Source organism: Erwinia sp. PME.40.26/001 (assembly GCF_055556675.1).
The window spans coordinates 25,063-50,824 of sequence record NZ_JBVHNP010000005.1 but is presented as its reverse complement, the minus strand read 5'-3'; the positions used below and the strand labels follow the sequence as shown (position 1 = coordinate 50,824).

Sequence of the window (25,762 nt, the reverse complement as noted above, 5' to 3'; positions counted from 1 at the left end):
ACCTGTGGAGAGTGAAATACAGGGGGAAGCGGGCGCCTCCCCCCGATTAATTAGCCGTTGTTACTTGGGGTAGAACGGCGCGGACGGGTTTTGTTGACGCGCGGTGCGCCAGCGTTGCCGCCCTCGGGACGGGCACCGCGTGCGGCACCGGTGCTGCTGCCGTTGGCATTACCCTGACGACGTTCGCCGCCGTTGCCGCCACCGCCATTACCGCTACGGTTGCCGCTGGCGCTGCGATCGCCGCCGCTGTTGCTACGCTGCCCCGGCGCGCCGCGACCGCGTCCACCGCCGCCACCGGCCCCGCCACGCTGCTGCTGGCGACCGTTAACGATCGGTTCTGCTTTGATGCTCGGGTCGGGCTCATAGCCTTCAATCGCCATACGTGGGATTTCACGCTTCAGCACGCGCTCGATATCACGCAGCAGCTTCAGTTCATCGACGCAGACCAGCGACAGTGCTTCACCGACGGCCGCCGCACGACCGGTACGACCGATACGGTGAACGTAGTCTTCCGGTACGTTTGGCAGCTCATAGTTGACCACGTGCGGCAGTTCTTCAATGTCGATACCACGGGCAGCGATATCGGTCGCCACCAGCACGCGGATTTTGCCTTCTTTAAAGTCGCTCAGTGCGCGGGTACGTGCGCCCTGGCTCTTATTACCGTGGATCGCTGCGGCAGTAATGCCGTCTTTATTCAGCTGCTCGGCCAGATGGTTAGCGCCGTGTTTAGTGCGGGTAAACACCAGCACCTGCTGCCAGTTATCACGACCAATCAGGAAGGATAACAGCTCGCGCTTACGCTTTTTATCAACCATATGCACATGCTGCGTTACCTGCTCAGAAGCGGTATTGCGGCGGGCCACGGAGACCTGCTCCGGGTTGTGCAGCAGTTTTTCCGCCAGAGTTTTAATCTCATCAGAGAAGGTAGCGGAAAACAGCAGGTTCTGACGCTTTGCAGGCAGTTTTGCCAGCACGCGACGGATATCGTGGATAAAGCCCATATCAAGCATGCGGTCTGCTTCATCGAGGACCAAGATTTCAACCTGTGACAGGTCGAGCGCATTCTGATGCTCAAGGTCCAGCAGGCGACCCGGGGTCGCGACCAGCACGTCCACACCGCCGCGCAGCTTCATCATCTGCGGGTTGATGCTGACGCCACCGAAGACCACCAGCGAACGCATATCCAGATACTTACTGTATTCCTGCACGTTTTCGCCCACCTGAGCCGCCAGTTCGCGGGTCGGGGTCAAAATCAGTGCGCGCACCGGGCGACGGCCCTTAGGGTGCGGGTTGTGGCTGCTTAACAGCTGCAGCAGTGGCAGGGTAAACCCTGCCGTTTTACCGGTACCGGTCTGGGCGCTGGCCATCAGGTCGCGGCCTGCCAGTACTACCGGAATGGCCTGACGCTGGATTGGCGTCGGCTCGTTGTAGCCCTGTTCTGCAACAGCGCGCAAAATATCGGCATTAAGGCCGAGAGAATCAAATGACATAAAGTTGACTGACTCCGGATCCGCCCTGACCGCATAGCGGTGTAGTTTCCAGGGGGAGAGTTGACGCCAGGATTACGCCTGACGCTTGAATGAGAGCACAAACCACGGTGCGGAAGCTCGGGATTATAACAGATCCGCCAGCAACACAGGGAGTTATTCTTGTCGGGTTATCCGAAAATGCGCTACAGGCTGTAACAGCACACAAACGATCACTTGCCGATCTGCACAACATATTAACGTAGAGAAACATTTTGTCATAAAAGGATCGTTTATGAGGCTGTTACTTCCTCTGCTCGCCCTGCTGCTGCTGGGACTGAACCTGCGGCCAGTGCTGGCCCTGCCTGGCCCGCTGCTCGATGCCATTCAGCAGGATACACCGTTAACCAGCAGTGCGGCCGGGTTACTCAGTATGCTGCCGGTGATGGCCATGGGGCTGTGTGCGCTGGCGGGCAGCTATTTACAGCGCTGGCCGGGAACCTTTCGCGGCGTGCTGCTGGGGGCGTTGATTATTGCCGCTGCCTGCGCGCTGCGCGGCATCTGGTGGCAGCCTGCAGGACTGATCGCCACCGCCCTGCTGGCAGGCATCGGTATTGCACTGGTGCAGGCCCTGCTACCCGGCTGGATAAAGCAGCATTACCCACAGCACAGCAGTCGCCTGATGGGGCTGTACACCACCGCGATCATGGGTGGGGCCGCACTGGCAGCAGCAAGTGCGGCCCCGCTGGCGCAGGCGATAAGCTGGCAGGGCACCCTCGCCCTCTGGGGACTGCCCGCGCTAATCGCAGCGGTGATATGGTATCGCGGCGGACAGGCAAGTGCGCTGCCTCAGGCCCCGACGGCCCCGGCCCCGCTCCACCGGCGTGCCTGGCTACTGATGTTTTACTTCGGCATTGGCACAGGAGCCTATACGCTGGTGCTGGCCTGGCTGCCGCCTTTTTTCGTGCAGCAGGGCTGGTCCCCCCAGGCCAGCGGCTATCTGCTGGCCGGACTGACGCTGACCGAGGTCGTCGCCGGGCTGCTGGTAGCGGCGCTGATCCCACGCTTTCACGACCGTCGCCGACTGCTGCTGCCGGTTCTCGGGCTGCTGCTCTCCGGGCTGATTTGCCTGATGCTGGCCCCTTCCACTCTGGCGCTGCTGGCGATACTCCTGCTGGGGCTGGGCATCGGCGCGCTGTTCCCTCTTTCGCTGATTGTGACGCTGGATCACGCGGCAACCCCGCAGCAGGCAGGAAAACTGATGGGTTTTGTCCAGGGCGGCGGCTATATGATTGCCAGCCTGATGCCGCTGCTGGCAGGCGTGATCCGCCAGATACTGGGCGATTTACAGCAGGCGTTTAGCGTGATGGCGGCAGGTGTGGTGGTCTTGCTGATCATGACGCTGTGGCTGAAACCACAGGGAGAGGCAGAATAAACGAACGGGCCACCGAAGTGGCCCGTTGAAGGTTTAGCGTGGACGCTGGCTTGGCTGCGTCCGCTCTTTGACCAACAGTGACACCAGCGCAGGACCCGCCAGCATCACGACACCCGCCACGCACAGCAGCAGGTTGTTATGGATAACCCGTGACAGCACCAGCAGCACCAGCATCGCGGCACCAAAATAGTATGTGGTGGTCACGTCTTCCAGGAAATCGCCAATACGCCGCAGGCGCGGCATGCGCTGGGTCAGTAACATCGCGGCAAATACGCTGGCATACATCGCCAGTAAAATCATGCTGACCTGCAGCAGGGCCTGATGTTTCCACCCCCACACCAGCGCGGCGATCAGCAGCAGGTGCAGTGCGATATGTACGCAGGTTTGTCCAGTGACAATCTGAATACGATTAGACCATTTCATGCTTTTCTCCCGGCATCCTCAACAGAGGTTGCCCAAGCGGGTTACTGACACCGGCCAGTAACAACTTTCCTCAGACTAACGTAGTTTTCGGAATATGCTGCAAATTAACGCATATCTCGCCACACTTTTGTGACAAAGACTACACTTTATCCTTCATTAATTCTGAAGGTAGTGTCATTAGTATGTCACAAAAAACGCAAGGATTTTCATTTAAAGTCCTGACGATAAACACACATATGGGTTTCAACGCCTTTAATCGCCGCTTTATTCTGCCCGAACTGCGCGATGCGGTGCGGGCGACCGGCGCGGATATCGTGCTGTTGCAGGAGGTGATGGGCAGCCACGCGCTGCACGAACTGAAGGTGGAAAACTGGCCTGAAACCCCCCATTACGAATTTCTGGCAGATACCATGTGGGAAGATTTTGCCTACGGGCGCAACGCGGTCTACCCGGAAGGGCACCACGGTAACGCCGTGCTGTCACGCCTGCCGATCGTTGACTATCACAACCGGGATATCTCGGTTGAAGGAACGGAAAAACGCGGGATTTTACACTGTCAGATACAGGTGCCAGACTCTACAGTCATACTGCATATTTTCTGCGTGCATCTTGGCCTGCGCGAAGCCCATCGCCAGCAGCAGCTGAAAAAAATGTGCCAGTTGGTTAACGCGCTGCCGAAAGATGCCCCCGTGGTGATTGCAGGTGATTTTAACGACTGGCGACAAAAAGCCAATGCGGTCCTCAAGCGTGAAGCCGGGATGGAAGAGGTGTTCAGCCGCAAAAATGGCCGCCCGGCGCGCACCTTCCCAGCCCGCTTCCCGCTGCTGCGCCTTGACCGTATCTATGTCCGTAACGCGGGGATCAGTCATCCGCAAACCATTCCGTTACGGCCCTGGTCACACCTGTCTGACCATGCCCCCCTTGCCGTGGAGATCCACTTATGAATATGGAATGGCGTGAAGGCAACCACATCAAACTGCTGGAAAATGGCGAAGAATTTTTCCCACGGGTGTTCGGCGCAATCCGCCGTGCAGAGCACAGCCTGCTGCTGGAAACCTTTATCCTGTTTAATGATGAGGTCGGCAAGGCGCTCCATGCGGAGCTGCTGGCGGCCGCAGAGCGCGGGGTAAAAATCGAGATGATGGTGGACGGCTACGGTTCACCGGACCTGCCGGACGACTTTGTTCACAGCCTGACGACGCGGGGCGTACGATTTATTTATTACGACCCACGCCCGCCGCTGATGGGGATGCGCACCAACCTCTTCCGCCGTCTGCATCGCAAAATTGTAGTCATCGACGGCGTGATTGCCTTCGTCGGCGGGATCAACTACTCCGCCGAGCATAATGCCAGCTATGGCCCGGAGGCCAAGCAGGACTATGCGGTGGAGGTGAAGGGCCCCATCGTCGATGACCTCGCACAGTACGTGCAGCAGCAGATGGGCAGTGAGCAAAAACTGCGTCACTGGTGGGATCATCGTTCACATCGTCCGGCGCGAAATACCAAGCCGGGCGATGCACAGGCGCTGCTGGTCTGGCGCGATAACGATCAACACCGTGACGATATCGAACAGCACTACATCGAAATGCTGAAAAGTGCGAAACGGGACGTGATCATCGCCAACGCCTACTTCTTCCCCGGCTACCGCCTGCTGCGCGAGATGCGCCAGGCTGCGCGCCGGGGGGTCCGCGTGCGGCTTATTGTGCAGGGTAAACCGGATATGCCCATTGTAAAGGTGGGCGCGGAGCTGCTGTACAACTACCTGGTCGAAGGCGGAGTGGAGGTCTATGAATACTGTCGTCGCCCCCTGCATGCCAAAATTGCGGTACAGGATGCGCAATGGTCGACCGTCGGATCCAGCAACCTTGACCCCCTCAGCCTGTCGCTCAATCTGGAGGCCAACCTGATCATCCACGATCGTAATTTCAACCAGCAGGTACGCGACAACCTTGAGGGCCTGCTGGCTTCGGACTGCCAGCGGGTGCTGGAAAGCCAGCTTCCAAAGCGGAACTGGTGGCAGTTAAGCAAAAATATTGTGGTGTTCCATTTCCTGCGTCACTTCCCGGCCATCGCCGGGTGGCTGCCTGCGCACACGCCGAGGCTCACCCAGGTGCCGACCCCGGTCCAGCCGGAAATGGAAACCCAGGATCGTATTGAAACCGAAAACGGTGAGGCAAAATCCTGATGGCCAACTCTTCTCTGCTGTGGAAACGCACCCGCAAAGTCCTGACCGGGCTGTTCTTCCTCGCCGTTATCGTGCTGCTGGTGGTCTATGCCCGCCAGGTAAACTGGGGCGACGTATGGGACGTGGTGATCAATTACAACCGCGTTGCCATTTTTGGATCGGTGGCGCTGGTGGTCATCAGCTACCTGACCTATGGCCTGTATGATCTGATTGGCCGCGCTTACTGCGGGCATAAGCTGGAAAAGCGCCAGGTGATGCTGGTGTCGTTTATCTGCTACGCCTTTAATCTGACGCTCAGTACCTGGGTGGGCGGCGTGGCGATGCGCTACCGCCTCTACTCCCGGCTGGGGCTGGAGGGCAGTACCATCACCCGCATCTTTTCACTGAGTATTGCCACCAACTGGCTGGGATATGTGCTGGTCGCCGGTGTGGTCTTCAGCGCAGGCATGGTCAGCGTGCCCGGTGGCTGGTTTATCGGCGCAGGCACCCTGCGCATTACGGGCATCGCCCTGCTGGCTTTTGTTGTGGTCTACCTGGCGCTGTGTGCATTTTCCCGACGCCGTCACTGGACCGTTAAAGGGCAAAAACTCGCCCTGCCGTCACTGCGTATGGCGCTGATCCAGTTTGCGGTATCCAGTGCTAACTGGCTGGTGATGGGGGCCATCATCTGGCTGCTGCTGATGCAGAAAGTCGACTTCCCTCAGGTGCTGGGGGTGCTGCTGATCAGCAGTATTGCGGGCGTGATTATTCATATCCCTGCCGGGATTGGCGTACTGGAAGCAGTGTTCCTTGCGCTGTTACAGGGGGAGCCCATTTCACACGGGGCGATCATTGCGGCACTACTGGCCTACCGGGTGCTCTATTTTATTGCTCCCCTCCTGCTGGCACTGGTGCTGTATCTGTGGCTGGAAAGCCGGGCGAAGTCACTACGGGCAAAAAATCTGGCATAAAAAAGGCGACCTGAAAAAAGGTCGCCCGTTGCAGCGCTGATGCAGGGGAGACCGTTTCCGGTCCCCCTCCACGTTAACGGCGGTTGCCGAAAATACGCAGCAGCATCAGGAACAGGTTAATGAAGTCAAGGTACAGCGTCAGCGCACCCATAATCGAGAAGCGACGCAGATTTTCTTTGTCCTCAACGTCAATCCCCTCACCGATGTTTTTCAGCTTCTGGGTGTCATAGGCCGTCAGACCCACAAATACCACCACTCCGATATAGGTCACCGCCCACATCAGCGCGGTGCTCTTCAGCCAGATATTGACCAGCGAGGCCAGTACAATCCCAATCAGTGCCATAAACAGCATGCTGCCCATGCCGCTCAGGTCACGTTTGGTGGTGTAACCCCACAGGCTCATCGCCCCGAACATGCCGCCGGTCACCAGGAAGGTGCTGGCAATAGACGAGTAGGTGTAAACCAGGAAAATACTGGCCATCGTCAGCCCGGTCAGCGCCGAATAGAGCATAAACAACCCGGTGGCCACGGCCCCGCTGAGCTTATGCACCATCCCAGACAGGACGAAAACCAGCCCCAGCTGCACAATAATCAGACCAAAGAAGGTGATGCGATTGGCAAAGACCAGTTCCATCACCTGCGGCGTATTGGCCGCAAACCAGGAAACAAAGGCCGTCAGCAGCAAACCACAGGTCATCCAGCCGTAAACCTGCGCCATGTAAACAGACAGGCCGGTGCTGGCACGCTGTACGATTGAATCACTTGGACGTGGATATCGGTCCATGATGCTCCCCTTGAAAGGTGAATGAAAAAAACGGTTATATCTTTGCAAGTCTGGCACAGACTGCCCTGCCAGCGCCAGCCTGATGCGTCCCTCTTTTTCACATGTTGCATGCCCATTGAAGATGCAAAGAAATAAATCCAGGGCGGATAAAGATTGTGCATTTGTTGCCGATAGATCGTTCACAGGGAAGATTTTGTTACAGGAAGTCACAAAACGATCACATTATTGTTTATCGGGGGAAGTCAGATGCAAAGTCAGTCGGTTCCAAAAAAGAAAATGAGTACCCGTACGCTGATGCTGCTGACCGGGGTGCTGACTATCACCCTCGGTTTCAGTATAACCATCGGCCTGCTCAGCTGGCAGTCGAGCCAGCAGCAGAGGAAGCTGGCGGAAGATTATCTCGGGCAGATTGCCCAGAGCCAGGCACTGGCTGTGCAGAATGAACTGGATTATGCGCGCACCGTGGCCACCTCGATGGGGCAAAGCCTGGTGGCCCTGCGCGCTTCCGGCATTACTGACCGTGCCGCCGCCGAGCAGCAGATGATCTACTCCCTGAAACTGAACCCTGACTACCTGTCTATGTCCGTGGTCTTTGAGCCGGATGCCTTTGACGGCCGTGATGCCGAGTTCGCCAGCCAGCCGGGTTCACCGCCTGCGGGACGCTTTGCCCGCTTTGTTGACCGTGATCAGGCGGGTAATTACAAAGCCCACTTCATGGGCTCTTTCCTGACGCCGGGCCAGGGGGATTACTACCTGGTGCCGCGCAAACTTGAACGTGACACGCTGGCCGAACCCTACAGCTATGCCTATAACGGTGTCCCTACCCTGCTGACCTCCGTCTCCGCGGTGATTATCGATGATGGAAAGCTTAAAGCAGTGACCACCTCCGATATCTCACTGGCCTCGTTGCAACAGCGCGTCAGTAAAATCAAACCCTGGGAAGGCAGCGGCTACGCGATGCTGATTTCCACCGGCGGGAAAGTCGTCTCCAGCCCGGTGAAAGAGGATGCCGGTAAGCAGTACAAAGGCGAGACCGACGGCTTCAGCAGCAAAATGATCCAGCGCTTTGATCCGGTACTGGGGGAAGAGGTATTGCAAACCTGGCGTCCGATCACCATCGGCAACAGCCAGACTTCCTGGTATCTCAGCGTTGTAGCCCCGGTGGATCTGGTGATGGCCGCCGCTAACCGTCAGCTGATGTATGCGCTGATCATGATGGTCGTCAGCATCATCGTCGTCTGCGGGGTACTCGGCCTGATCTTCAGCCGTAAAGTGGCCAAGCCGATTGGCGGTGAACCGCGGCAGGCTGCTGATATCGCGCTGGCCGTAGCCGAAGGCGACCTGAGCGCCAGTATCCCGGTGAAGCAGAATGACCAGCAGAGTATTTTCTTTGCCATGCACACCATGCAGCATCAGTTGCGCAATATGGTCGGTGAAATTATCTCGGCCAGCGATTCGGTACGTCAGGGTGCAGAAGAGATTGCCAGCGGCAACCTTGATCTGGCCTCCCGCACTGAACAACAGGCGGCCGCGCTGGAAGAGACCGCAGCCAGTATGGAACAGCTGACGGCCACGGTTAAACACAACGCCGATAACGCCCATCAGGCGACGGCGCTGACCGAAAATGCTACCGATATTGCCCAGCGCGGTGAACATCTGGTGTCGCAGGTGGTGCAGATCATGCAGCAGATTGATGAAAGCTCGCAGAAGATCGGCGCTATCACCAGCATCATTAACAGCATTGCCTTCCAGACCAATATTCTGGCCCTGAACGCCGCCGTAGAAGCCGCCCGCGCCGGAGAGCAGGGGCGCGGGTTTGCCGTGGTTGCAGCAGAAGTGCGCAATCTGGCCCAGCGCAGCGCCGATGCAGTAAAAGACATTTCGGCGTTGATCAGTGAATCCACCCAGCGTGTCGATCACGGGGTGACGCTGGTACAGAGCGCCGGGAAGACGATGCAGGAGATGACGCAGGCGGTTAACTCGGTGAAAACCATTATCGGAGAGATTGTTCACGCTTCGGATGAGCAGTCACAGGGTATTGGTCAGGTCACCGTGGCGGTAAACCAGATGGATGGTGCAACCCAGCAAAACTCCGCGCTGGTACAGCAGATGTCTGCCGCCGCCGCGTCGCTGGAAGACCAGGCGAAGACCCTGGCGCAGACGGTGCAGATTTTCAAACTGCAAACGGTATAAACCGGAGTGTTGATCAGGGCTGCCCCGACAGAAGGTCAGCCCCACATCCAGACAACAGGCCAGCCCCCTGGCTGGCCTGTTTCCGTACAGCCGGGCATATCCACTCTGCCCTTTTAGTGACGCTGCAGGCAACGCTGATAGCGGCTGTTCACGCGTTGGGCAAACCACGCGGTGGTCAGGTTACGCGTAATCTTCGGACTTTCCAGCTTGATCCCCGGCAGCACTTCTCGCGGCAGCTTTTTCCCGGCATCTTTATCGGCCAGGGCAAAAACAGACTGCCACAGATCGGTTTTCTCGAAGTCGATACTCTCCCCTTTTTCCAGCGCGCGGCGGATCGCCCGGTCGCTGTAATCCAGCTGCCCGATGGTACGCACCGCCTTTTCAGTCGAACCTGCGCGGTCCGATCCGTAGTTAATCAGGTCACCGTCCAGCGCCAGCTTAATGCCGCTCAGGCGCGAAACGGCCGCCTGAAATGCCGCATTGCGGCTGGCATACCAGCCGGCATTGAAGTCAGCAAAACGGTACAGCGGTGAGGGATAGTGTGTCGGGTAGCCGAGCAGATGTCGGGTGCCAAACCACAGGCCGCCCCGGCGGGAAAACACTTCACGCCGCAGGGATCCGTCTAGCTGGTACGGGTAGCCTTTGGCATTAGCCTCGGCAAACGCGATGCTGACCTGCATAGGCCCGCCGGTATGGATCGGATTCAGGTTGCCAAACAGTTTCTGACCCATCGGTACCATATCAATGAAGTCATCAAATACTGCACTCAACTCTTTCTCACTTTTGACGTGATCCAGCCGGTACGCATAGCTCTTGCCGTCCGGCGAGTTGATCAGCAGCGCGGTGCGCACCAGAAACGACGGGATATGCAGCTGCGCGGCGCGGCGGTCAATTTCGGCCCAGGCTATCCTGGGCAGGCCCGGCACCGTGGCGTCTGCGCTGAAGTTAGACTCCTGCGCGGTCACCGCAATCACCGCACACAGATTGCTGGCATCAGGGGGGATCGCCTGGCTGTTAAAAGCGACGTAGATATCACGCGACCAGCCCTCGCGGTCGCTGACGTCCGGAGGCAGCAGGTGGGATATCTGTGCTTTGACATCGGCTGGTCGTGCGGTGGCGGCCGTCTCTGAGGTTTTATTGCTGCAGCCCGCCAGCACCAGCAGCGCCAGCGGCAGAAGAGCCGGTCTGAAGAAAAAGCGCATGTCGCTCCTTAAGCCTGCAAATAATGAAAGGGGCTTTATTTCCAGCGATCCGCAGCCTGACGATCGCTGTCGCGCGAGTCAACCCAGCGGTCGCCTTCGGGTGTCGCTTCCTGTTTCCAGAACGGCGCACGCGTTTTTAGCTGATCCATAATAAACTCCGCCGCGCTGAATGCGGCACCGCGGTGTGCACCGCTGATGCCGACCAGGACGATTTCGTCGCCGGGGAACAGCTCACCAATACGGTGAACCACCGTCACGCGCTGCACTGGCCAGCGCTGCCGCGCTTCTTCAACAATTTCCGCCAGCGCTTTTTCGGTCATGCCGGGATAGTGTTCCAGCCTCAGCGCGCGGACGTTATCGCCCAGATTGTGATTGCGCACTTTACCGGTAAAGGTCACCACCGCACCGTCAAGATCAGACGCGGACAGCCATTGATACTCGTCGCTCATGCTGAAGGGCGCACAGCCCACGCGAATACGGGTCTGCTCGTCCATATCAGCCTCCCGTGACCGGCGGGAAGAAGGCCACTTCATCCCCGGCGTGCAGCGGATGTTGCAGGGATACCAGCGTCTGATTAACCGCGGCGAGCAGCTTGCCGGACGCCAGCGCCAGCGCCCAGCGATCGCCCTGCTGCGCCAGATGGTTGCGCAGCGCTTCAACATCAGGATAGTTCGCAGGTATTGCCAGATGATCGGTGCCAACCAGCTCACGCACCTGCGCAAAAAACAGCACATTAATCATGAGGTACCGCCTGAAAATCGCCGGATTTCCCGCCGCTTTTACTCAGCAGGCGGCACTGTTCGATGGTGATATCTTTCTGCACGGCTTTGCACATATCGTAGATGGTCAGCGCAGCCACCGAGGCAGCCGTCAGCGCTTCCATCTCCACGCCGGTTTTCCCGGTCAGACGGCAGAGCGACACGATCCGCACACGCTGGTGTTCGGGCTCGGCACTCAGTGACACTTCCACCTTACTCAGCATCAGCGGATGGCACAGCGGGATCAGCTCCCAGGTACGTTTAGCGGCCTGGATACCGGCGATCCGTGCGGTGGCAAATACATCCCCTTTGTGATGACTGCCGTCGATAATCATCTGCAGCGTGTCAGGGTGCATCACCACAAAAGCCTCTGCCCGTGCTTCACGCACGGTGTCCTGTTTGGCAGAAACATCCACCATATGCGCCTCTCCGGCAGCATTAATATGCGTTAATTTAGACATTTAAAATTTCTTCACGTGCGAGACAAAATGACAGGGGCGGGTACGGGCATCCAGCTGATCCTGGATGATGCGCTCCCAGGCCAGCTGGCAGCCCCCGGTGGATCCCGGCATGGCAAAAATCAGCGTTTCATTGGCCAGGCCCGCCACCGCGCGGGACTGCAGGGTAGACGTGCCGATATCTTCATAGGAGATCATGCGGAACAGTTCGCCAAACCCTTCGATTTCGCGGTCAAACAGCGGCAGCAGCGCTTCCGGGGTGCAGTTTTTTTCGTTAAAGCCGGTGCCCCCATTAATCAGCACCACCTGCACGTCACTGCTGGCTATCCAGCGGGATACCACAGCACGGATGCGGTAGCGGTTATCGGCGACAATGGCCCGATCCACCGCGTGGTGCCCCGCTTCCGTCAGCGCTTCGCGCAGGTAGTCACCGGAGCTGTCAGTTTCAGCGGTATGGCGATCGGAGACGGTTAACACCGCCACGTTAAGAGGGAGAAAATCCGTTGTACTTTTGCCCATAAAAACTCCTTAGCTTAACCGCCGATAAATGAAAGGTTTTGGGTAATACCGGTATTCCCCTGATGCAGAAAGTGCGTCTCTTTTTTGCTCGTCAGGCTGCCGGCAATCCGCGCCTGCAGCTCCGCCTGCTGGCTGTCGTCGGCCAACAGATCGCGCAGCGGCACGCCGCCGTCGCCAAACAGACAGAGATGAAGATGACCGGTGGCGGAGACACGGAGGCGGTTACAGCTGGCGCAAAAGTCTTTTTCATAGGGCATGATCAGGCCAATTTCACCCTGATAATCGGTATGACGAAAGACCTGCGCCGGGCCGTCGCTACGCGCACGCTGCTGCTGCACCCAGCCCTGACGCAGAAGCTGGTCGCGGATCACCTGGCCGGAGACATGGTGCTGGCGAAACAGCGCCCCGCCATCGCCCGTTTCCATCAGCTCAATAAAGCGCAGCTGAACAGGACGGTCGCGCACCCAGGCAAGAAAGGTATCAAGGCTGTGGTGATTAACATCCCGCATCAGCACGGTATTGACTTTCACCTGACTGAAACCGGCATCAAAAGCCGCATCGATACCACGCATCACTTCGTCAAATTTATTCTGCCCGGTGATGGCATGAAACTGCCGCGCGTCAAGGCTGTCCACACTGACGTTCAGCGCCGTCAGGCCAGCGGCCCGCCACTTGCCGATATCCCGCTGCAGGCGGTAACCATTGGTGGTGAGGGCAATCTGACGAATCGAGGGGTTATCACGCACGGCCGCGATGATATCGGTGAAGTCACGACGCATTGAGGGTTCGCCGCCGGTGAGACGCACTTTTTCCGTCCCCGCCGCTGCAAAAGCACGGGTGACGCGACGGATCTCATCCAGCGAAAGGAAGGTTTTATTCTGCGCACCCTGGGGTTTGTAGCCGTCGGGCAGGCAGTATGTGCAGCGGAAATTGCACACGTCAGTAATCGACAGACGCAGGTAATAGAACCTGCGCGCGAAGTTATCAGTAAATTGTGGCACCTGTGACACCTTTCCAGATAGGGAGATGCAGTCATTTCTTTCTGCACCCTGGCAACCCGGAGGTTGCGGCCAGGACACCATATCCCAAAGGACCCAGGTGTCAGGGCTTAAGTGTGACTTACCGGACATCGGCAAATCGTGATGGGCAAATGTTAGCGCTATTATTCCGTCGTTACCAGTAAGGTTTTTCGCTATATATTATGATATATAACGTATTTTCCCGGCCTTTTCCCGCAGGAATAGCGTAAAATAAACGGCATAAACAGTGGCCGAACATAACAAATGGATATTATGCGAAATCGCACCTTAGCTGACCTCGACCGCGTGGTGGCATTAGGGGGTGGGCACGGCCTGGGCCGTGTGATGTCTGCCCTCTCGCCTCTGGGTTCCCGTCTGACCGGGATTGTCACTACCACTGATAATGGTGGCTCCACCGGGCGTATCCGCCGTTCAGAAGGGGGTATCGCCTGGGGCGATATGCGCAACTGTCTGAACCAGCTGATTGCGGAACCCAGCGTGGCGTCAGCCATGTTTGAGTACCGCTTTGCCGGCAATGGCGAACTGGCCGGGCACAATCTGGGCAATCTGATGCTGAAAGCGCTCGATCACCTCAGCGTCCGTCCTTTTGAGGCGATCAATCTGATCCGTAATCTGCTGAAGGTAGATGCGTTTCTGATCCCAATGTCCGAGCAGCCGGTCGACCTGGTGGCGCTGGATAACGAAGGCCATCTGGTGTACGGCGAAACTGAAATTGACCAGCTGACGCAGCCACCGCAGGAGCTGATGCTGTCCCCCAAGGTCAGCGCCACGCGCGAAGCGGTCGAGGCGATTGGTGAAGCAGACCTGATCCTGATTGGGCCAGGCAGTTTTTATACCAGCCTGATGCCGGTTCTGCTGCTGCCCGAGATTGCCCAGGCCATGCGCCGGACGCCGGCCACCATGGTGTTTATTGGTAATCTGGGCAAAGAACTCAGCCCGGCGGCAGCCAGACTGACGGTCCCCGATAAGCTGGCCATGATGGAGAGAGCGATAGGTAAACGGGTGATTGATGCGCTGGTGCTGGGGCCGAAAGTGGACAGCAGCCAGATTGACGGACGGCTGATTATTCAGGAGCCGCTGGAGGCCGGAGATATTCCTTACCGCCACGACCGCCAGCTACTGCGTCTGGCGCTGGAGCACGCCGTGCAGGCCATGGTGTGACCGGCTGCCAGCCGTTATGCTGCGGCCTGGGTGAGCGATAAAAGAGTTACCCCCGACAAAAGGAACGGGGGCAAACAGGCGGGGCCGATCGTTTGTCCGATCGGCCCTTTGCATTATGACGCGGCAATAAACAGCTCGCGTACCTGATGCAGCTGATCGCGAACCTGAGCGGCCTCTTCAAACTCCAGGTTTTGCGCATGCTTCTGCATCTGCGCCTCGAGCTGATGGATGCGTTTTTGCAGCCCCTGTGGTGAGAGATCAACATAGGCCGGATCGTCCTCAACAATGCTGCGCCCCTTCATGCTGCGCACTTTCGCTTTGTTTTTCGCCAGCCCCTGCCCTAACTCCAGAATATCAGCAATCTTCTTGTTCAGGCCCTGCGGGACAATACCGTGCTCCAGGTTGTATTGCTCCTGCTTCTCACGGCGGCGTTCCGTCTCACTGATGGCGCGCGCCATAGACGGGGTGATTTTGTCACCGTAGAGAATCGCTTTCCCGTTAAGGTTACGTGCTGCACGCCCGATGGTCTGGATCAGTGAGCGCTCTGAACGCAGGAAGCCTTCTTTATCCGCATCAAGGATCGCCACCAGCGATACCTCAGGCATATCCAGCCCTTCACGCAGCAGGTTAATCCCCACCAGCACGTCAAATTCACCCAGACGCAGGTCGCGGATAATTTCCACGCGCTCAACGGTGTCGATATCCGAGTGCAGGTAGCGCACACGCTCACCGTGCTCTTCCAGGTACTCCGTCAGGTCTTCGGCCATGCGTTTGGTCAGCACTGTCACCAGCACGCGCTCGTTAATCGCCACGCGTTTGCGGATTTCCGACAGCAGATCGTCAACCTGGGTTCCAACGGGCCGGACTTCGATTGTCGGATCCAGCAGTCCGGTAGGTCTTACCACCTGATCCACCACGTCCCCGCCCGACTTCTCCAGCTCATAGTTACCGGGTGTAGCCGAGACATAAATCGTCTGCGGGGCCAGCCCCTCGAACTCTTCAAATTTCATCGGACGGTTATCCAGCGCCGACGGCAGGCGGAAGCCATACTCGACCAGCGTCTCTTTACGCGCCCGGTCCCCGCGATACATCCCGCCGATTTGCGGAATAGTGACGTGGGATTCGTCAATCACCAGCAGGCCGTCGGCGGGCAGGTAGTCGAACAGGGTCGGCGGGGCTTCGCCCGGCCCGCGGCCTGACAGATAGCGGGAGTAGTTTTCGATACCGGAGCAGTAACCCAGCTCGTTCATCATTTCCAGATCAAACTGGGTACGCTGGCTGAGGCGCTGCTCTTCCAGCAGCTTATTGTTAGCCAGCAGCACCTGCTTGCGCTCTGCCAGCTCGACTTTGATCTCCTCCATCGCCTGCAGGATACGCTCACGTGGCGTCACATAGTGCGTTTTCGGATAGATGGTATAACGCGGGATCACGGAGTTAATCTGGCCGGTCAGCGGGTCGAAGACAGACAGACGCTCAACTTCCTCATCAAACAACTCCACGCGCAGCGCATAGTCATCAGACTCTGCCGGGAAAATATCAATGACCTCACCGCGCACGCGGAAGGTGCCGCGCTGGAAGGCCTGATCATTGCGGGTATATTGCAGCTCCGCCAGGCGGCGCAGGATTGCACGCTGGTCAATCACCATGCCACGCGTCAGATGCAGCATCATCTTCAGATAAAGGTCAGGATCGCCCAGACCGTAGATCGCCGAGACCGAGGCCACCACAATGACATCGCGTCGTTCCAGCAGGGCTTTGGTCGCTGACAAGCGCATCTGCTCAATATGTTCGTTTACCGAGGCGTCTTTTTCGATAAAGGTGTCAGAACTGGGGACGTAGGCTTCAGGCTGGTAATAATCGTAATAAGAGACAAAGTACTCTACGGCGTTATCCGGAAAGAATTCCTTCATTTCGCCGTACAGCTGGGCCGCCAGCGTCTTGTTCGGTGCCAGTACCATCGTCGGCCGGTTAAGGTCGGCAATGACGTTGGCCACGGTGAACGTTTTACCCGATCCGGTTACGCCCAGCAGCGTCTGATGCGCCAGCCCGTCTTCCAGCCCCTCTTCAAGGCGGCGGATGGCCTCCGGCTGGTCGCCAGAAGGTTTGAAATCGGAGTTGAGTTTAAAGACTTTGCTCATTAACAGGCTACCTGATGAAGATGTGCGCGAACCGGACTCTAATTCTACTCTGCCGTGACGATTTTGCCAGAAAAAAAGACTGGATAAATTCACAGTTGTTTTTCATACTGCTTCAGGGAACAGCATACCCGCCCTTTTGCCGTTCGTTGCGCAAACGTATGCGGAAAGTGCCTGTACGGCTTATCCCCAGATAGTTTCGTTTTTTAACATTTGTCAATAGTGTCAAGGCAAAAGCCAGGCGGGATGAGGGAGGGAAACCCAGCCATATTGATTTTAAATAACCAATTGATTTTAATTGATATTAATCATAAGACGAGTTTCGCAGCAACCGGAGCCTAAGCCGCGTCCGCTCTCGCCTTGCGCAGGTTTTCAGACGCTAATGCACAAGGTTATCCACAGGAATAGTGGATAACTGTTTTCAGCGCCTGACCCGACTGATATGTATAAATCGTCCCCATGCTCTCTTCCGCCAGCCAAATATTTTTTTTTCTTTTTTTTTGCCCCCATCACGGCCATTTTCCAGGCATATAGTCAGAGTTATACACCGCCTTACCGGCGATCGGCCCCATCCCCTCTTCGCGTAGGACCCTGGCCCCGATCGGGTGACGAGCCATTGCACCATCACCGCCCAGGCACCAGCACTGCCCCGGTGCAGAACGCCCTCCGCCAGCATTAAATGTTTAGCGCCGCTGACCTTTTCGCCGCGCGAAGACGATCGCAGTCTCTGTTTCTGGCCTTTATCCGAACTGGCCTGCTATTTGCAAGATTAGTGTTACCGCCTCACCTGTCAGGACACCAGAGCGAGGCGCATAAAGCCGCGGGCGTCAAAGTGACGCCGGACTGTTTGCCAGACGTCACAGAGCGTAAGCAATACAGATGCGATCGATAACTGTCTGGATGGAGAGTATCAGATGCTCAGTTTACGTTCTGTTAATCAATTCTATGGGCAAAACCATATTTTGTGGGATGTCGATCTGGATCTGCAGCCCGGTACCTGTACCGGAATTATCGGCCGTCAGGGCATGGGGAAAACCACCCTGGTTAACTGTATTATGGGGCACCTGCCCATCAACAGCGGGTCGATGATCTGGCAGGAAGATAACGGGCCGCCTCAGGATCTGCTGTTGCAGCCCGTCGAGCAGCGTGCTTCGCTGGGGATAGGTTATGTGCCGCAGGGCCGCCTTATTTTCTCGCAGATGACCGTGGAAGAGAACCTGCAAATCGCCCTGCTGGCGGGTGCCGGCATGGCGCGTCATCGGGCGATACCACCGATGGTTTACGACCTGTTTCCGGCGCTCTATTCCCTGCGCCACCAGCGTAGCGGTGAGCTGCTGATTGACCTGCAGCAGCAGCTGGCGCTGGCGCGTGCGCTGGTGCTGCAGCCAAAACTGCTGATTCTGGATGAGCCGACGGAGGGGATGTCGCCGTGGCTGGAGGAGGAGATGGGTAACCTTATCCACCGTCTGAACCACGACTTCGGCATGACCATCCTGCTGCTGGAACAGCGCCTGTCGTTTATCCGTCGGGTGGCAGACTATTTCCTGCTGCTGCATCGCGGGCGCAATGTCGCTCACGGCACGGTGGCCCAGCTGGACGACATCACGGTAAACACCTGGCTGACGGTGTGATGACAGCACACAGAACGGGAAAAAGAGGAAGGGCGACCGCAGAAATGATCGCCCCGACCAGCTCATACCGGACGTATCAGGGTAAGGTGATAAAGCGCCCCACGTCGGTAAAATCCCGTCCTTGCAGATGTGGGATTTCCCCCAACAGCGGGGCGTCGATACGCCGGGCCAGCGTATCCAGATATTCCTGATGCCGTTTCCCCGGCGGCTGGATGCCATTGGCGATCCAGCCGGCCAGCGGCAGTCCCGCCGCTTTTACCGCCAGAACGGTGAGCAGCGCATGGTTGATACACCCCAGCTTGATGCCCACCACCAGAATGACCGGCAGCTGCTCCTGCTGGACCCAGTCGGCAAAGGTCAGGGTAGCAGAGAGCGGCGTAAACCAGCCGCCCGCCCCTTCCGTCAGTACCCAGTCAGCCTGCTGTGAAACCACCTCAAGGCCCGCTGACAGCTGCATACTGGTGATCGGCCGGTGCTCTTCCGCACTGATGATATGAGGCGAGGTCGGCTCAATAAAGGCCAGCGGATTGACCATCGCATAAGGCAGCCTGACCGCACTGTAGTGCTGTAAGGCCAGGGCATCCTCATTACGGATCCCGTCCGGGGTCATTTCACTGCCGGAGGCAACCGGCTTATACCCGGCACAGCGATAGCCCGCCGCCTGCGCTGCCTGTAGCAGCGCACAGCTGGCGACGGTTTTTCCCACTTCCGTATCCGTTCCGGTGACAAACCAGCGTTTACTCACGTTCCATGACTCCTGAAACCAGTTGATAACTCAGCAGACAGCCGCGCACATCGCGCGGCCAGACGGCTTCCAGCCGCTGCAGTTGACCCCTGCTCAGCCCCTGCCCGCCACGTCCCTGGTGCAGATGGGTCGCGCCGATGCCTTTTAATGACCGCAGCAGACTGAGGACATCCGGAAACGCCAGCGTCAGCGTGTAAGGGGTCAGGGTCAGGTTCATCCCCGCCGCCGCCTGTTCCAGCTGCCGCAGCCGGGCAAACTGGTTGACCGGCGCGCGTTCGCCCAGCGCCTGCCAGGCGTGCTGAACCTCGTTCAGAGAGCCGTCGAGCAGCGTGGAAAACAGCACCTGCCCGCCGGGGCGGGTTACGCGCCACAGCTCTTTCAGCGCCTGGGGCAAGTCGCTGCACCACTGGATGGCCAGACTGCTCCAGCAGCGGTCAAAGCTGCCCGCAGCAAACGGCAGTGCCTCAATATCCCCGGGCTGATAGCAGTCAGCGACCTGGCTGAGTGCCGCCTGCTGCAGCATTTTCTCTGACAGGTCAAGTGCGGTAACGTGGTGCCCGGCGCTGCGCCAGCGCTGGCTGAACCAGCCGGTGCCGCAGCCTGCATCGAGCACCCGCAGCCCCTCACCGGTGCGGGCCAGGGCCAGCAGATGCTCTCCGCACTGCCGCTGGAGGTCAGCGTACCGGTTATAGCTTTGCGCCGCACGGCCAAAGGCCGCGGCCACAGCCTGTTTATCCACGGTCTGCTGCATACAGCGCCTCCAGAAGCTGATCGATGTCGTCCCGGCGATGGGCCGCGCTGAGGGTAATGCGCAGCCGTGAGGTACCGGGCGGAACGGTAGGCGGGCGGATGGCACTCACCCAGCAGCCACGCTCGCGCAGGTGCTGCGACAGCCCCAGCGCGGCCTGCTCCTCTCCAACAATCAGGGGCTGAATTGCACTGTCAGACGCTGACAGGGGCCAGGACAACCCTTCCGCATGCTGACGAAAGTAGCGGATATGCTCCGTCAGTGTCTTGCGGAGATCGTCCCCCTGCCGGACCGCATGCAGCGCAGCATGGATAGCGCAGACCTGCGCCGGGGGCATGGCGGTGCTGTAAATCAGATGGCGGGCAAACTGCAGCAGATACTCCGCCGTATCATCATCACACAGCAGTGCCGCCCCGCTTACGCCGAAGGCTTTGCCAAAAGTGACGATCAGCAGCTCCGCTTTCACGCCCTGCTGCCAGCCGCTACCGCGCCCCTGCTCACCGCAGACGCCGACACCGTGGGCATCATCCACCAGCAGCCAGCTTCCGCTGCGTTGTGACAGCGCATGCAGCGCCGCCAGCGGTGCGCGGTCACCGTCCATGCTGAAGATGCCCTCCGTCACCACCAGCGTTTCGCCCGGGGTGTCGCCGGCCAGCAGCGTCGCCAGCGCACCGGGCTGATTGTGGGCAAAGCGGCGCAGCGTGGCCGGACTGAGGCTGGCCGCCTCCAGCAGCGAGGCATGACAGAGCTTATCGGCGAATATCCGATCGTTTTTCGCCAGCATTGCCGCGATCACCGCCTGATTAGCCGAAAACCCTGACATAAACAGCAGGCTGCGGTCGTAGCCCAGCCAGTCGGCCAGCGCCTCCTCCAGGTCAGCCTGCGGTGCCCGGTAGCCAGTGACATGCGTCGATCCCCCTGCGCCGACGCCATAGCGTTCAGCCCCCTGCTGCCAGGCGCGGACGATGCCGGGATCGTGGCTCAGCCCGAGATAGTCGTTCGCGGAGAAATTGAGGTAGTCCGTCCCGGCTACCCGCAGGCGGCGCGCATCGCCCTGCTGGCTGGCGTGGCGCTGACGATACTGACCGCGCTGGCGTCTGGCGCTCAGGGCCTGTGTCAGGCGTTGTGACCAGGCCATTACACTGCCGCGTTATAAAACAGATCGGTATCGGCCTGCATCAGCTGCGCTGCCAGCGCCTGCTGCTGCTCGTTATCACCGCTGTCGGTCACGCTGTCCTGGGGGTTGAGGCCCAGCTTGCGGAACAGTATCCGGTCTTTGTCCTCCTCCGGGTTAGGTGTGGTCAGCAGCTTGCAGCCGTAGAATATCGAGTTAGCCCCGGCCATAAAACACATCGCCTGGGTCTGTTCGCTCATCTGTTCGCGCCCGGCAGAGAGCCGTACGTGGGAGCGCGGCATCATGATGCGCGCCACCGCGATGGTGCGGATAAAGTCGAACGGATCGACATCGTCATTATCCGCCAGCGGAGTGCCTTTCACTTTGACCAGCATGTTAATCGGCACGCTTTCCGGCGGGGTCGGCAGGTTGGCCAGCTGTACCAGCAGCCCGGCACGGTCGCTGACCGTTTCGCCCAGCCCGACAATGCCGCCGGAGCAGACTTTGATACCGGCGTCACGCACCTGCCCGAGGGTGTCCAGCCGCTCCTGATAGCTGCGGGTGGTGATAATACTGCCGTAAAACTCCGGCGAGGTATCAAGGTTGTGGTTGTAGAAATCCAGTCCGGCCTGCGCCAGGCGCTGCGCCTGTTGCTGGCTGAGGGTGCCCAGGGTCATGCAGGTTTCCATGCCCATCGCTTTGACCCCCTGCACCATCTGTTCCAGGTAAGGCATGTCGCGCTCATGGGGATTTTTCCACGCGGCCCCCATGCAGAAGCGCCCGGATCCGGCCGCCTTCGCTTTACGCGCTGAACTGAGCACCTCTTCCACCTCCATCAGGCGTTCCGACTCCAGCCCGGTTTTGTAACGCGCGCTTTGCGGACAGTATTTGCAGTCCTCCGGGCAGGCCCCGGTTTTAATCGACAGCAGCGTGCTGACCTGCACCTGGCGCGGGTCAAAATGCTGACGATGCGTCTGCTGGGCTTCAAACATCAGTTCGAGAAAAGGCTTATCAAACAGCGCCTGTGCCTGAGAGAGGGTCCAACGTGTTGCCATTGCTTGCTCCAAAAAAGTCTGTCATTTGTCTTCACGGCCTGGTTATACTTGTAAACTAAATTTTTTATTTTTGGTTTACAAGTGATTTTATGACCCCAGACGATCTCGCCTTTGACCGTGACCATATCTGGCACCCGTACACCTCCATGAGCCACCCGCTGCCCTGCTATCCGGTGGTGGCCGCCGCCGGCACGTCGCTTCAACTGGAAGACGGGCGGGAGCTGGTCGACGGCATGTCCTCCTGGTGGGCTGCGATCCATGGCTATAACCATCCGCGCCTGAACCAGGCGCTGCAAACCCAGATGGCGCAGATGTCTCACGTGATGTTTGGCGGGATCACCCATCCGGCTGCCGTGTCGCTGTGCCGCCGTCTGGTGGCGATGACACCTGCCCCGCTGTCGTGCGTGTTCCTTGCGGATTCGGGATCGGTAGCGGTCGAAGTGGCGATGAAAATGGCGCTGCAGTACTGGCAGGCAAAAGGGGAAAAGCGTCAGCGCTTTCTCACCCTGCGTAACGGCTATCACGGGGATACCTTTGCCGCCATGTCGGTATGCGACCCGCAGAACAGCATGCACAGCCTGTATCAGGGCTACCTGCCGGAGCACCTGTTCGTTCCCGCTCCGCCGCGTATTGACCAGCCGTGGCAGGAGCAGGACGCCGACGCCCTCGAACAGGCCATAGTGGCCCATCATCACCAGCTGGCGGCGGTGATCCTTGAACCCATCGTGCAGGGAGCAGGCGGCATGCGCTTTTATCACCCGCGCTATCTCCGTCGGGTGCGTGAGCTGTGCGATCGTTACCAGCTGCTGCTGATCGCCGATGAAATTGCCACCGGTTTTGGCCGCACCGGTAAACTGTTTGCCTGTGAACATGCGGGTATCAGCCCGGACATCCTCTGCGTGGGCAAGGCGCTGACCGGGGGCACAATGACCCTGTCGGCCACCCTGACCACCCGGCAGGTGGCCGAGACCATCAGCAATGGCGAAGCGGGCTGCTTTATGCACGGACCGACGTTTATGGGGAACCCGCTGGCCTGCGCCGTGGCGTCGGAAAGCCTGGCCATGCTGCAGGAAAATCACTGGCTAACGCAGGTTAGTGCCATTGAGCGACAGCTCAGTACCGCGCTTCTGCCGTTGCGTGCCAGCCCGGAGGTGGCTGATGTGCGCGTGCTGGGTGCGATTGGCGTGGTGGAGACCCACCGGCCGGTGAATATGGCGGCGATGCAGCAGTTTTTTGTGCAACAGGGCGTGTGGATCCGCCCCTTTGGCCGGCTGATATATCTGATGCCTCCCTATGTGATCTCACCCGGGGCGCTGGCCCGGTTAACGGACGCGGTCGCCGCCGCCGTAGCACATCCTGCCCTGTTTAATTATCTGAAATAAAGGCACCCTCCAGGCAGCCATCTCTGTGATGGGCTAGACTTTTACCAGGTTTTTTTGCGGCTGACTGCCGCATATCAGGAGATAACATGCCACAAGATAAACATACCAATCGTCGGCTGTTGCTGGCATCGCGCCCGCACGGTGCGCCGACCCCAGCCAATTTCCACCTGGAATCTCAACACGTTCCCACCCCTGCTCAGGGCGAGGTACTCCTGCGCACCATCTGGCTGTCGCTGGACCCGTACATGCGCGGACGGATGAGCGATGCCCCTTCTTACGTCCCGCCCGTTGCCGTCAATGAGGTGATGTGTGGCGGCACGGTGTCGATAGTAGAACGTTCAGAACACCCTGACTTCGCCGCAGGCGACTGGGTGCTGGGCTACAGCGGCTGGCAGGATTTTGCCCTGTCCACCGGTGAAGACCTGGTGAAACTCAGCGGCCCGGTGCTGAAGCATCCTTCATGGGCGCTGGGTATGCTCGGCATGCCGGGCTTCACGGCCTATATGGGACTGCTGGACATCGGTAACCCGCAGGCCGGGGAAACCGTCGTGGTGGCGGCCGCCACCGGAGCCGTGGGCTCGCTTGTCGGTCAGATTGCCAAACTGAAAGGCTGTCATGTTGTCGGGATCGCCGGTGGTGCCGAGAAATGCCGTTATGCCGAAGAAGTGCTGGGCTTTGACCGCTGCCTCGACCACCGCGATGACAACCTGGCTGAACAGCTTGGCCGCCACTGTGCCGATGGCATCGACGTCTACTTCGAAAGCGTGGGAGGCAAAGTGTTTAATGCCGTCCTGCCGCTGATGAACACCAAGGGACGTATTCCGGTCTGTGGGCTGATCGCCGACTATAACAGCACCGGCGCAAGCGACGGTCCGGATCGTCTGCCGCAGCTGCAGAGTGCCATCCTGCGCAAACGCCTGCGCGTGGAAGGCTTTATTATTAATCAGGATTACGGCCACCGCTTTGATGAGTTCTTCCGTCAGATGAGCAAGTGGGTCGCTGAAGATCGTCTGGTCTTCCGCGAAGATATTATCGATGGTCTGGATAATGCGCCGGAGGCCTTCATCGGCATGCTGCAGGGCAAAAACTTTGGCAAGCTCGTGGTTCGCGTGGCAGGAGATAAACCGCAATGAAACTGTTAATGGTACTGACATCACACGACAAACTGGGCGATACCGGCAATAAAACCGGATTCTGGCTGGAAGAGTTTGCTGCCCCCTATTATGTCTTCCGCGATGCGGGGATTTCAGTGGTGCTGGCTTCCCCTGCCGGAGGGCAGCCGCCGCTTGACCCGGTCAGCGATGCGCCCGATGCGCAGACCAGCGATACCGAGCGTTTTCGCAATGACATTGCTGCGCAGCAGGCACTGGCCAACACCCAGCGGCTGGATGCTGTCGACCCCGGCGAATTTGACGCCGTATTCTATCCCGGTGGTCACGGCCCGCTGTGGGATCTGGCCGAAGACCCGACCAGCATTCAGCTGATCGAAACGCTGTTCGCCAACGGTAAGCCCGTCGGCACCGTCTGCCACGCTCCCGGCGTGCTGCGTCACGCGAAAAAGCCGGACGGTACGCCGCTGGTCGCTGGCAAACGCGTCACCGGCTTTACCAACAGTGAAGAACAGGCCGTTGGCCTGACGGATGTGGTACCTTTCCTGGTGGAAGACGAGCTGAAGAAGCTGGGCGGTCAGTTTGAGCGCACCGATGACTGGGGCGTGTACGTGCTGACCGATGGCCATCTGGTCACCGGACAAAACCCGGCCTCTTCCGCTGCCGCAGCCGAAGAGCTGCTGAAGTTACTTCACCAATAACAGGGTGCTCACCCCGGCAGCGGGGTGACATCATATCGGAAGGTTAAGGAGATGGAATGAAGCTAGTCAGCCAGGATTTCAACGACGGCGATAAATTACCGGAACGCCAGGTGCTGAATGCCATGGGTTACCAGGGGGAAAATCTGTCGCCACATCTGGCCTGGGACGAGGTGCCTGCAGGGACGAAAAGTTTTGTCGTCACCTGCTACGATCCTGACGCGCCAACCGGTTCCGGCTGGTGGCACTGGGTGGTAGCTAACCTGCCCGCTGACACGCGGGAACTGGCTGCGGGTGCCGGTTCCGGCAAAGCGGATCTGCCAGCCGGTTCGGTGCAGACCCGCACCGATTTTGGCAGCGCAGGCTACGGCGGCGCGGCACCGCCAAAGGGCGAATCTCACCGCTATATTTTCACCGTTCACGCGATAGACACTGACCGGCTGGAAGTGGATGAGAACGCCAGCGGTGCGATGGTGGGCTTTAACGTCCATTTCCATTCGCTGGGTAGTGCATCAATTACGGCGATGTATTCGTAATTTTCCGGGTAAGAGGCGGGGGCGTTTCCCTTCCG

Annotated in this window: 25 protein-coding genes and 1 riboswitch; of the genes, 11 read left to right on the top strand and 14 right to left on the bottom strand. The window is 58.7% G+C overall.

The features are described from left to right. Nucleotides 1-50: 50 nt before the first annotated feature. Nucleotides 51-1,490, bottom strand: a complete 1,440-nt coding sequence (gene rhlE / locus ACZ3HG_RS15275; protein WP_191933406.1) for an ATP-dependent RNA helicase RhlE — start codon at nucleotides 1,488-1,490, stop codon at nucleotides 51-53. A gap of 271 nt (nucleotides 1,491-1,761) precedes the next feature. Between rhlE and ACZ3HG_RS15270 the strand changes: the two genes are divergently transcribed. Then, complete coding sequence (locus tag ACZ3HG_RS15270) at nucleotides 1,762-2,901, top strand: MFS transporter (protein ID WP_465333271.1); 1,140 nt, start codon at nucleotides 1,762-1,764, stop codon at nucleotides 2,899-2,901. Nucleotides 2,902-2,934: 33 nt separating this feature from the next. Here ACZ3HG_RS15270 and ACZ3HG_RS15265 read toward each other — a convergent pair whose 3' ends face one another. Next, nucleotides 2,935-3,324 (bottom strand): YbhQ family protein, encoded by a 390-nt coding sequence (locus ACZ3HG_RS15265; RefSeq protein WP_191933408.1) that lies wholly within the window; start codon nucleotides 3,322-3,324, stop codon nucleotides 2,935-2,937. A 182-nt stretch (nucleotides 3,325-3,506) separates the two neighbouring features. Between ACZ3HG_RS15265 and ACZ3HG_RS15260 the strand changes: the two genes are divergently transcribed. From ACZ3HG_RS15260 to ACZ3HG_RS15250, 3 genes are read left to right on the top strand one after another with little or no spacing between them, the layout of a single operon-like run. Beyond that, nucleotides 3,507-4,268 carry an endonuclease/exonuclease/phosphatase family protein gene (locus ACZ3HG_RS15260; RefSeq protein WP_191933409.1) on the top strand — a complete coding sequence of 254 codons (762 nt, stop codon included), beginning with the start codon at nucleotides 3,507-3,509 and terminating at the stop codon, nucleotides 4,266-4,268. Next, the gene (gene clsB / locus ACZ3HG_RS15255; protein WP_191933410.1) at nucleotides 4,265-5,509 is read left to right on the top strand and encodes a cardiolipin synthase ClsB; all 1,245 of its coding nucleotides are present in this window, start codon (nucleotides 4,265-4,267) and stop codon (nucleotides 5,507-5,509) included. The genes ACZ3HG_RS15260 and clsB overlap by 4 nt, the downstream gene beginning before the upstream one ends. Then, nucleotides 5,509-6,459: a lysylphosphatidylglycerol synthase domain-containing protein gene (locus tag ACZ3HG_RS15250; protein ID WP_191933411.1), complete on the top strand. Its 951-nt coding sequence runs from the start codon at nucleotides 5,509-5,511 to the stop codon at nucleotides 6,457-6,459. The genes clsB and ACZ3HG_RS15250 overlap by 1 nt, the downstream gene beginning before the upstream one ends. A gap of 73 nt (nucleotides 6,460-6,532) precedes the next feature. On the opposite strand, the gene ACZ3HG_RS15245 is transcribed toward ACZ3HG_RS15250, so the two are convergent. Continuing rightward, nucleotides 6,533-7,243, bottom strand: a complete 711-nt coding sequence (locus ACZ3HG_RS15245) for a Bax inhibitor-1/YccA family protein (RefSeq protein WP_062746483.1) — start codon at nucleotides 7,241-7,243, stop codon at nucleotides 6,533-6,535. A 246-nt stretch (nucleotides 7,244-7,489) separates the two neighbouring features. Here ACZ3HG_RS15245 and ACZ3HG_RS15240 point away from each other — a divergent pair, with 246 nt between their 5' ends. Continuing rightward, complete coding sequence (locus tag ACZ3HG_RS15240; protein WP_191936406.1) at nucleotides 7,490-9,436, top strand: methyl-accepting chemotaxis protein; 1,947 nt, start codon at nucleotides 7,490-7,492, stop codon at nucleotides 9,434-9,436. 113 nt (nucleotides 9,437-9,549) lie between these two features. On the opposite strand, the gene ACZ3HG_RS15235 is transcribed toward ACZ3HG_RS15240, so the two are convergent. The 6 genes from ACZ3HG_RS15235 to moaA all read right to left on the bottom strand — a co-directional run bounded on the left by ACZ3HG_RS15235 (nucleotide 9,550) and on the right by moaA (nucleotide 13,374). Next, nucleotides 9,550-10,638, bottom strand: a complete 1,089-nt coding sequence (locus ACZ3HG_RS15235; protein ID WP_465333268.1) for a DUF1615 domain-containing protein — start codon at nucleotides 10,636-10,638, stop codon at nucleotides 9,550-9,552. A 35-nt stretch (nucleotides 10,639-10,673) separates the two neighbouring features. Further along, on the bottom strand, nucleotides 10,674-11,132 hold the full coding sequence (gene moaE / locus ACZ3HG_RS15230) for a molybdopterin synthase catalytic subunit MoaE (RefSeq protein ID WP_191933414.1): 459 nt from the start codon (nucleotides 11,130-11,132) through the stop codon (nucleotides 10,674-10,676). A 1-nt stretch (nucleotide 11,133) separates the two neighbouring features. Then, a complete protein-coding gene (gene moaD / locus ACZ3HG_RS15225) occupies nucleotides 11,134-11,379 on the bottom strand; it encodes a molybdopterin synthase sulfur carrier subunit (RefSeq protein WP_191936404.1) in 246 nt (81 codons plus the stop codon). Next, entirely contained in the window at nucleotides 11,372-11,857 is a 486-nt protein-coding gene (gene moaC / locus ACZ3HG_RS15220; RefSeq protein WP_191933416.1) for a cyclic pyranopterin monophosphate synthase MoaC, read from the bottom strand. Before moaC ends, moaD begins: the two co-directional genes overlap by 8 nt. Beyond that, on the bottom strand, nucleotides 11,858-12,373 hold the full coding sequence (gene moaB / locus ACZ3HG_RS15215; protein WP_465333266.1) for a molybdenum cofactor biosynthesis protein B: 516 nt from the start codon (nucleotides 12,371-12,373) through the stop codon (nucleotides 11,858-11,860). 14 nt (nucleotides 12,374-12,387) lie between these two features. Beyond that, the gene (gene moaA, locus ACZ3HG_RS15210; RefSeq protein WP_191933418.1) at nucleotides 12,388-13,374 is read right to left on the bottom strand and encodes a GTP 3',8-cyclase MoaA; all 987 of its coding nucleotides are present in this window, start codon (nucleotides 13,372-13,374) and stop codon (nucleotides 12,388-12,390) included. Next, a riboswitch (molybdenum cofactor riboswitch) is annotated at nucleotides 13,365-13,500 on the bottom strand. Its footprint overlaps the gene before it by 10 nt. Before the next feature lie 165 nt (nucleotides 13,501-13,665). On the opposite strand from moaA, the gene ACZ3HG_RS15205 reads away from it, so the two are divergent. Continuing rightward, complete coding sequence (locus ACZ3HG_RS15205; protein WP_191933419.1) at nucleotides 13,666-14,574, top strand: gluconeogenesis factor YvcK family protein; 909 nt, start codon at nucleotides 13,666-13,668, stop codon at nucleotides 14,572-14,574. Nucleotides 14,575-14,687: 113 nt separating this feature from the next. Here ACZ3HG_RS15205 and uvrB read toward each other — a convergent pair whose 3' ends face one another. Next, nucleotides 14,688-16,712 carry an excinuclease ABC subunit UvrB gene (uvrB, locus tag ACZ3HG_RS15200; protein ID WP_191933420.1) on the bottom strand — a complete coding sequence of 675 codons (2,025 nt, stop codon included), beginning with the start codon at nucleotides 16,710-16,712 and terminating at the stop codon, nucleotides 14,688-14,690. A 911-nt stretch (nucleotides 16,713-17,623) separates the two neighbouring features. Here uvrB and ACZ3HG_RS15195 point away from each other — a divergent pair. Next, complete coding sequence (locus tag ACZ3HG_RS15195) at nucleotides 17,624-18,340, top strand: ABC transporter ATP-binding protein (RefSeq protein ID WP_191936403.1); 717 nt, start codon at nucleotides 17,624-17,626, stop codon at nucleotides 18,338-18,340. A gap of 76 nt (nucleotides 18,341-18,416) precedes the next feature. On the opposite strand, the gene bioD is transcribed toward ACZ3HG_RS15195, so the two are convergent. From bioD to bioB, 4 genes are read right to left on the bottom strand one after another with little or no spacing between them, the layout of a single operon-like run. Beyond that, entirely contained in the window at nucleotides 18,417-19,085 is a 669-nt protein-coding gene (gene bioD / locus ACZ3HG_RS15190; protein ID WP_191936402.1) for a dethiobiotin synthase, read from the bottom strand. Continuing rightward, nucleotides 19,078-19,836 (bottom strand): malonyl-ACP O-methyltransferase BioC, encoded by a 759-nt coding sequence (bioC, locus tag ACZ3HG_RS15185; RefSeq protein WP_465333263.1) that lies wholly within the window; start codon nucleotides 19,834-19,836, stop codon nucleotides 19,078-19,080. The genes bioD and bioC overlap by 8 nt, the downstream gene beginning before the upstream one ends. After that, nucleotides 19,817-20,971, bottom strand: coding sequence for an 8-amino-7-oxononanoate synthase (bioF, locus tag ACZ3HG_RS15180; RefSeq protein ID WP_465333261.1), 1,155 nt, complete (start codon nucleotides 20,969-20,971; stop codon nucleotides 19,817-19,819). The genes bioC and bioF overlap by 20 nt, the downstream gene beginning before the upstream one ends. After that, a complete protein-coding gene (gene bioB / locus ACZ3HG_RS15175; protein WP_191936400.1) occupies nucleotides 20,971-22,002 on the bottom strand; it encodes a biotin synthase BioB in 1,032 nt (343 codons plus the stop codon). The genes bioF and bioB overlap by 1 nt, the downstream gene beginning before the upstream one ends. 89 nt (nucleotides 22,003-22,091) lie before the next feature. On the opposite strand from bioB, the gene bioA reads away from it, so the two are divergent. The 4 genes from bioA (at nucleotide 22,092) to ACZ3HG_RS15155 (ending at nucleotide 25,727) form a co-directional block, all read left to right on the top strand. Continuing rightward, on the top strand, nucleotides 22,092-23,384 hold the full coding sequence (gene bioA, locus ACZ3HG_RS15170; protein WP_191936399.1) for an adenosylmethionine--8-amino-7-oxononanoate transaminase: 1,293 nt from the start codon (nucleotides 22,092-22,094) through the stop codon (nucleotides 23,382-23,384). Nucleotides 23,385-23,470: 86 nt separating this feature from the next. Beyond that, a complete protein-coding gene (locus tag ACZ3HG_RS15165) occupies nucleotides 23,471-24,517 on the top strand; it encodes an NADP-dependent oxidoreductase (RefSeq protein ID WP_191933427.1) in 1,047 nt (348 codons plus the stop codon). Then, nucleotides 24,514-25,194, top strand: coding sequence for a type 1 glutamine amidotransferase domain-containing protein (locus ACZ3HG_RS15160; RefSeq protein WP_191933428.1), 681 nt, complete (start codon nucleotides 24,514-24,516; stop codon nucleotides 25,192-25,194). Before ACZ3HG_RS15165 ends, ACZ3HG_RS15160 begins: the two co-directional genes overlap by 4 nt. Before the next feature lie 56 nt (nucleotides 25,195-25,250). Beyond that, nucleotides 25,251-25,727 carry a kinase inhibitor gene (locus ACZ3HG_RS15155; RefSeq protein WP_062746450.1) on the top strand — a complete coding sequence of 159 codons (477 nt, stop codon included), beginning with the start codon at nucleotides 25,251-25,253 and terminating at the stop codon, nucleotides 25,725-25,727. The last annotated feature ends 35 nt before the right edge of the window (nucleotides 25,728-25,762 follow it).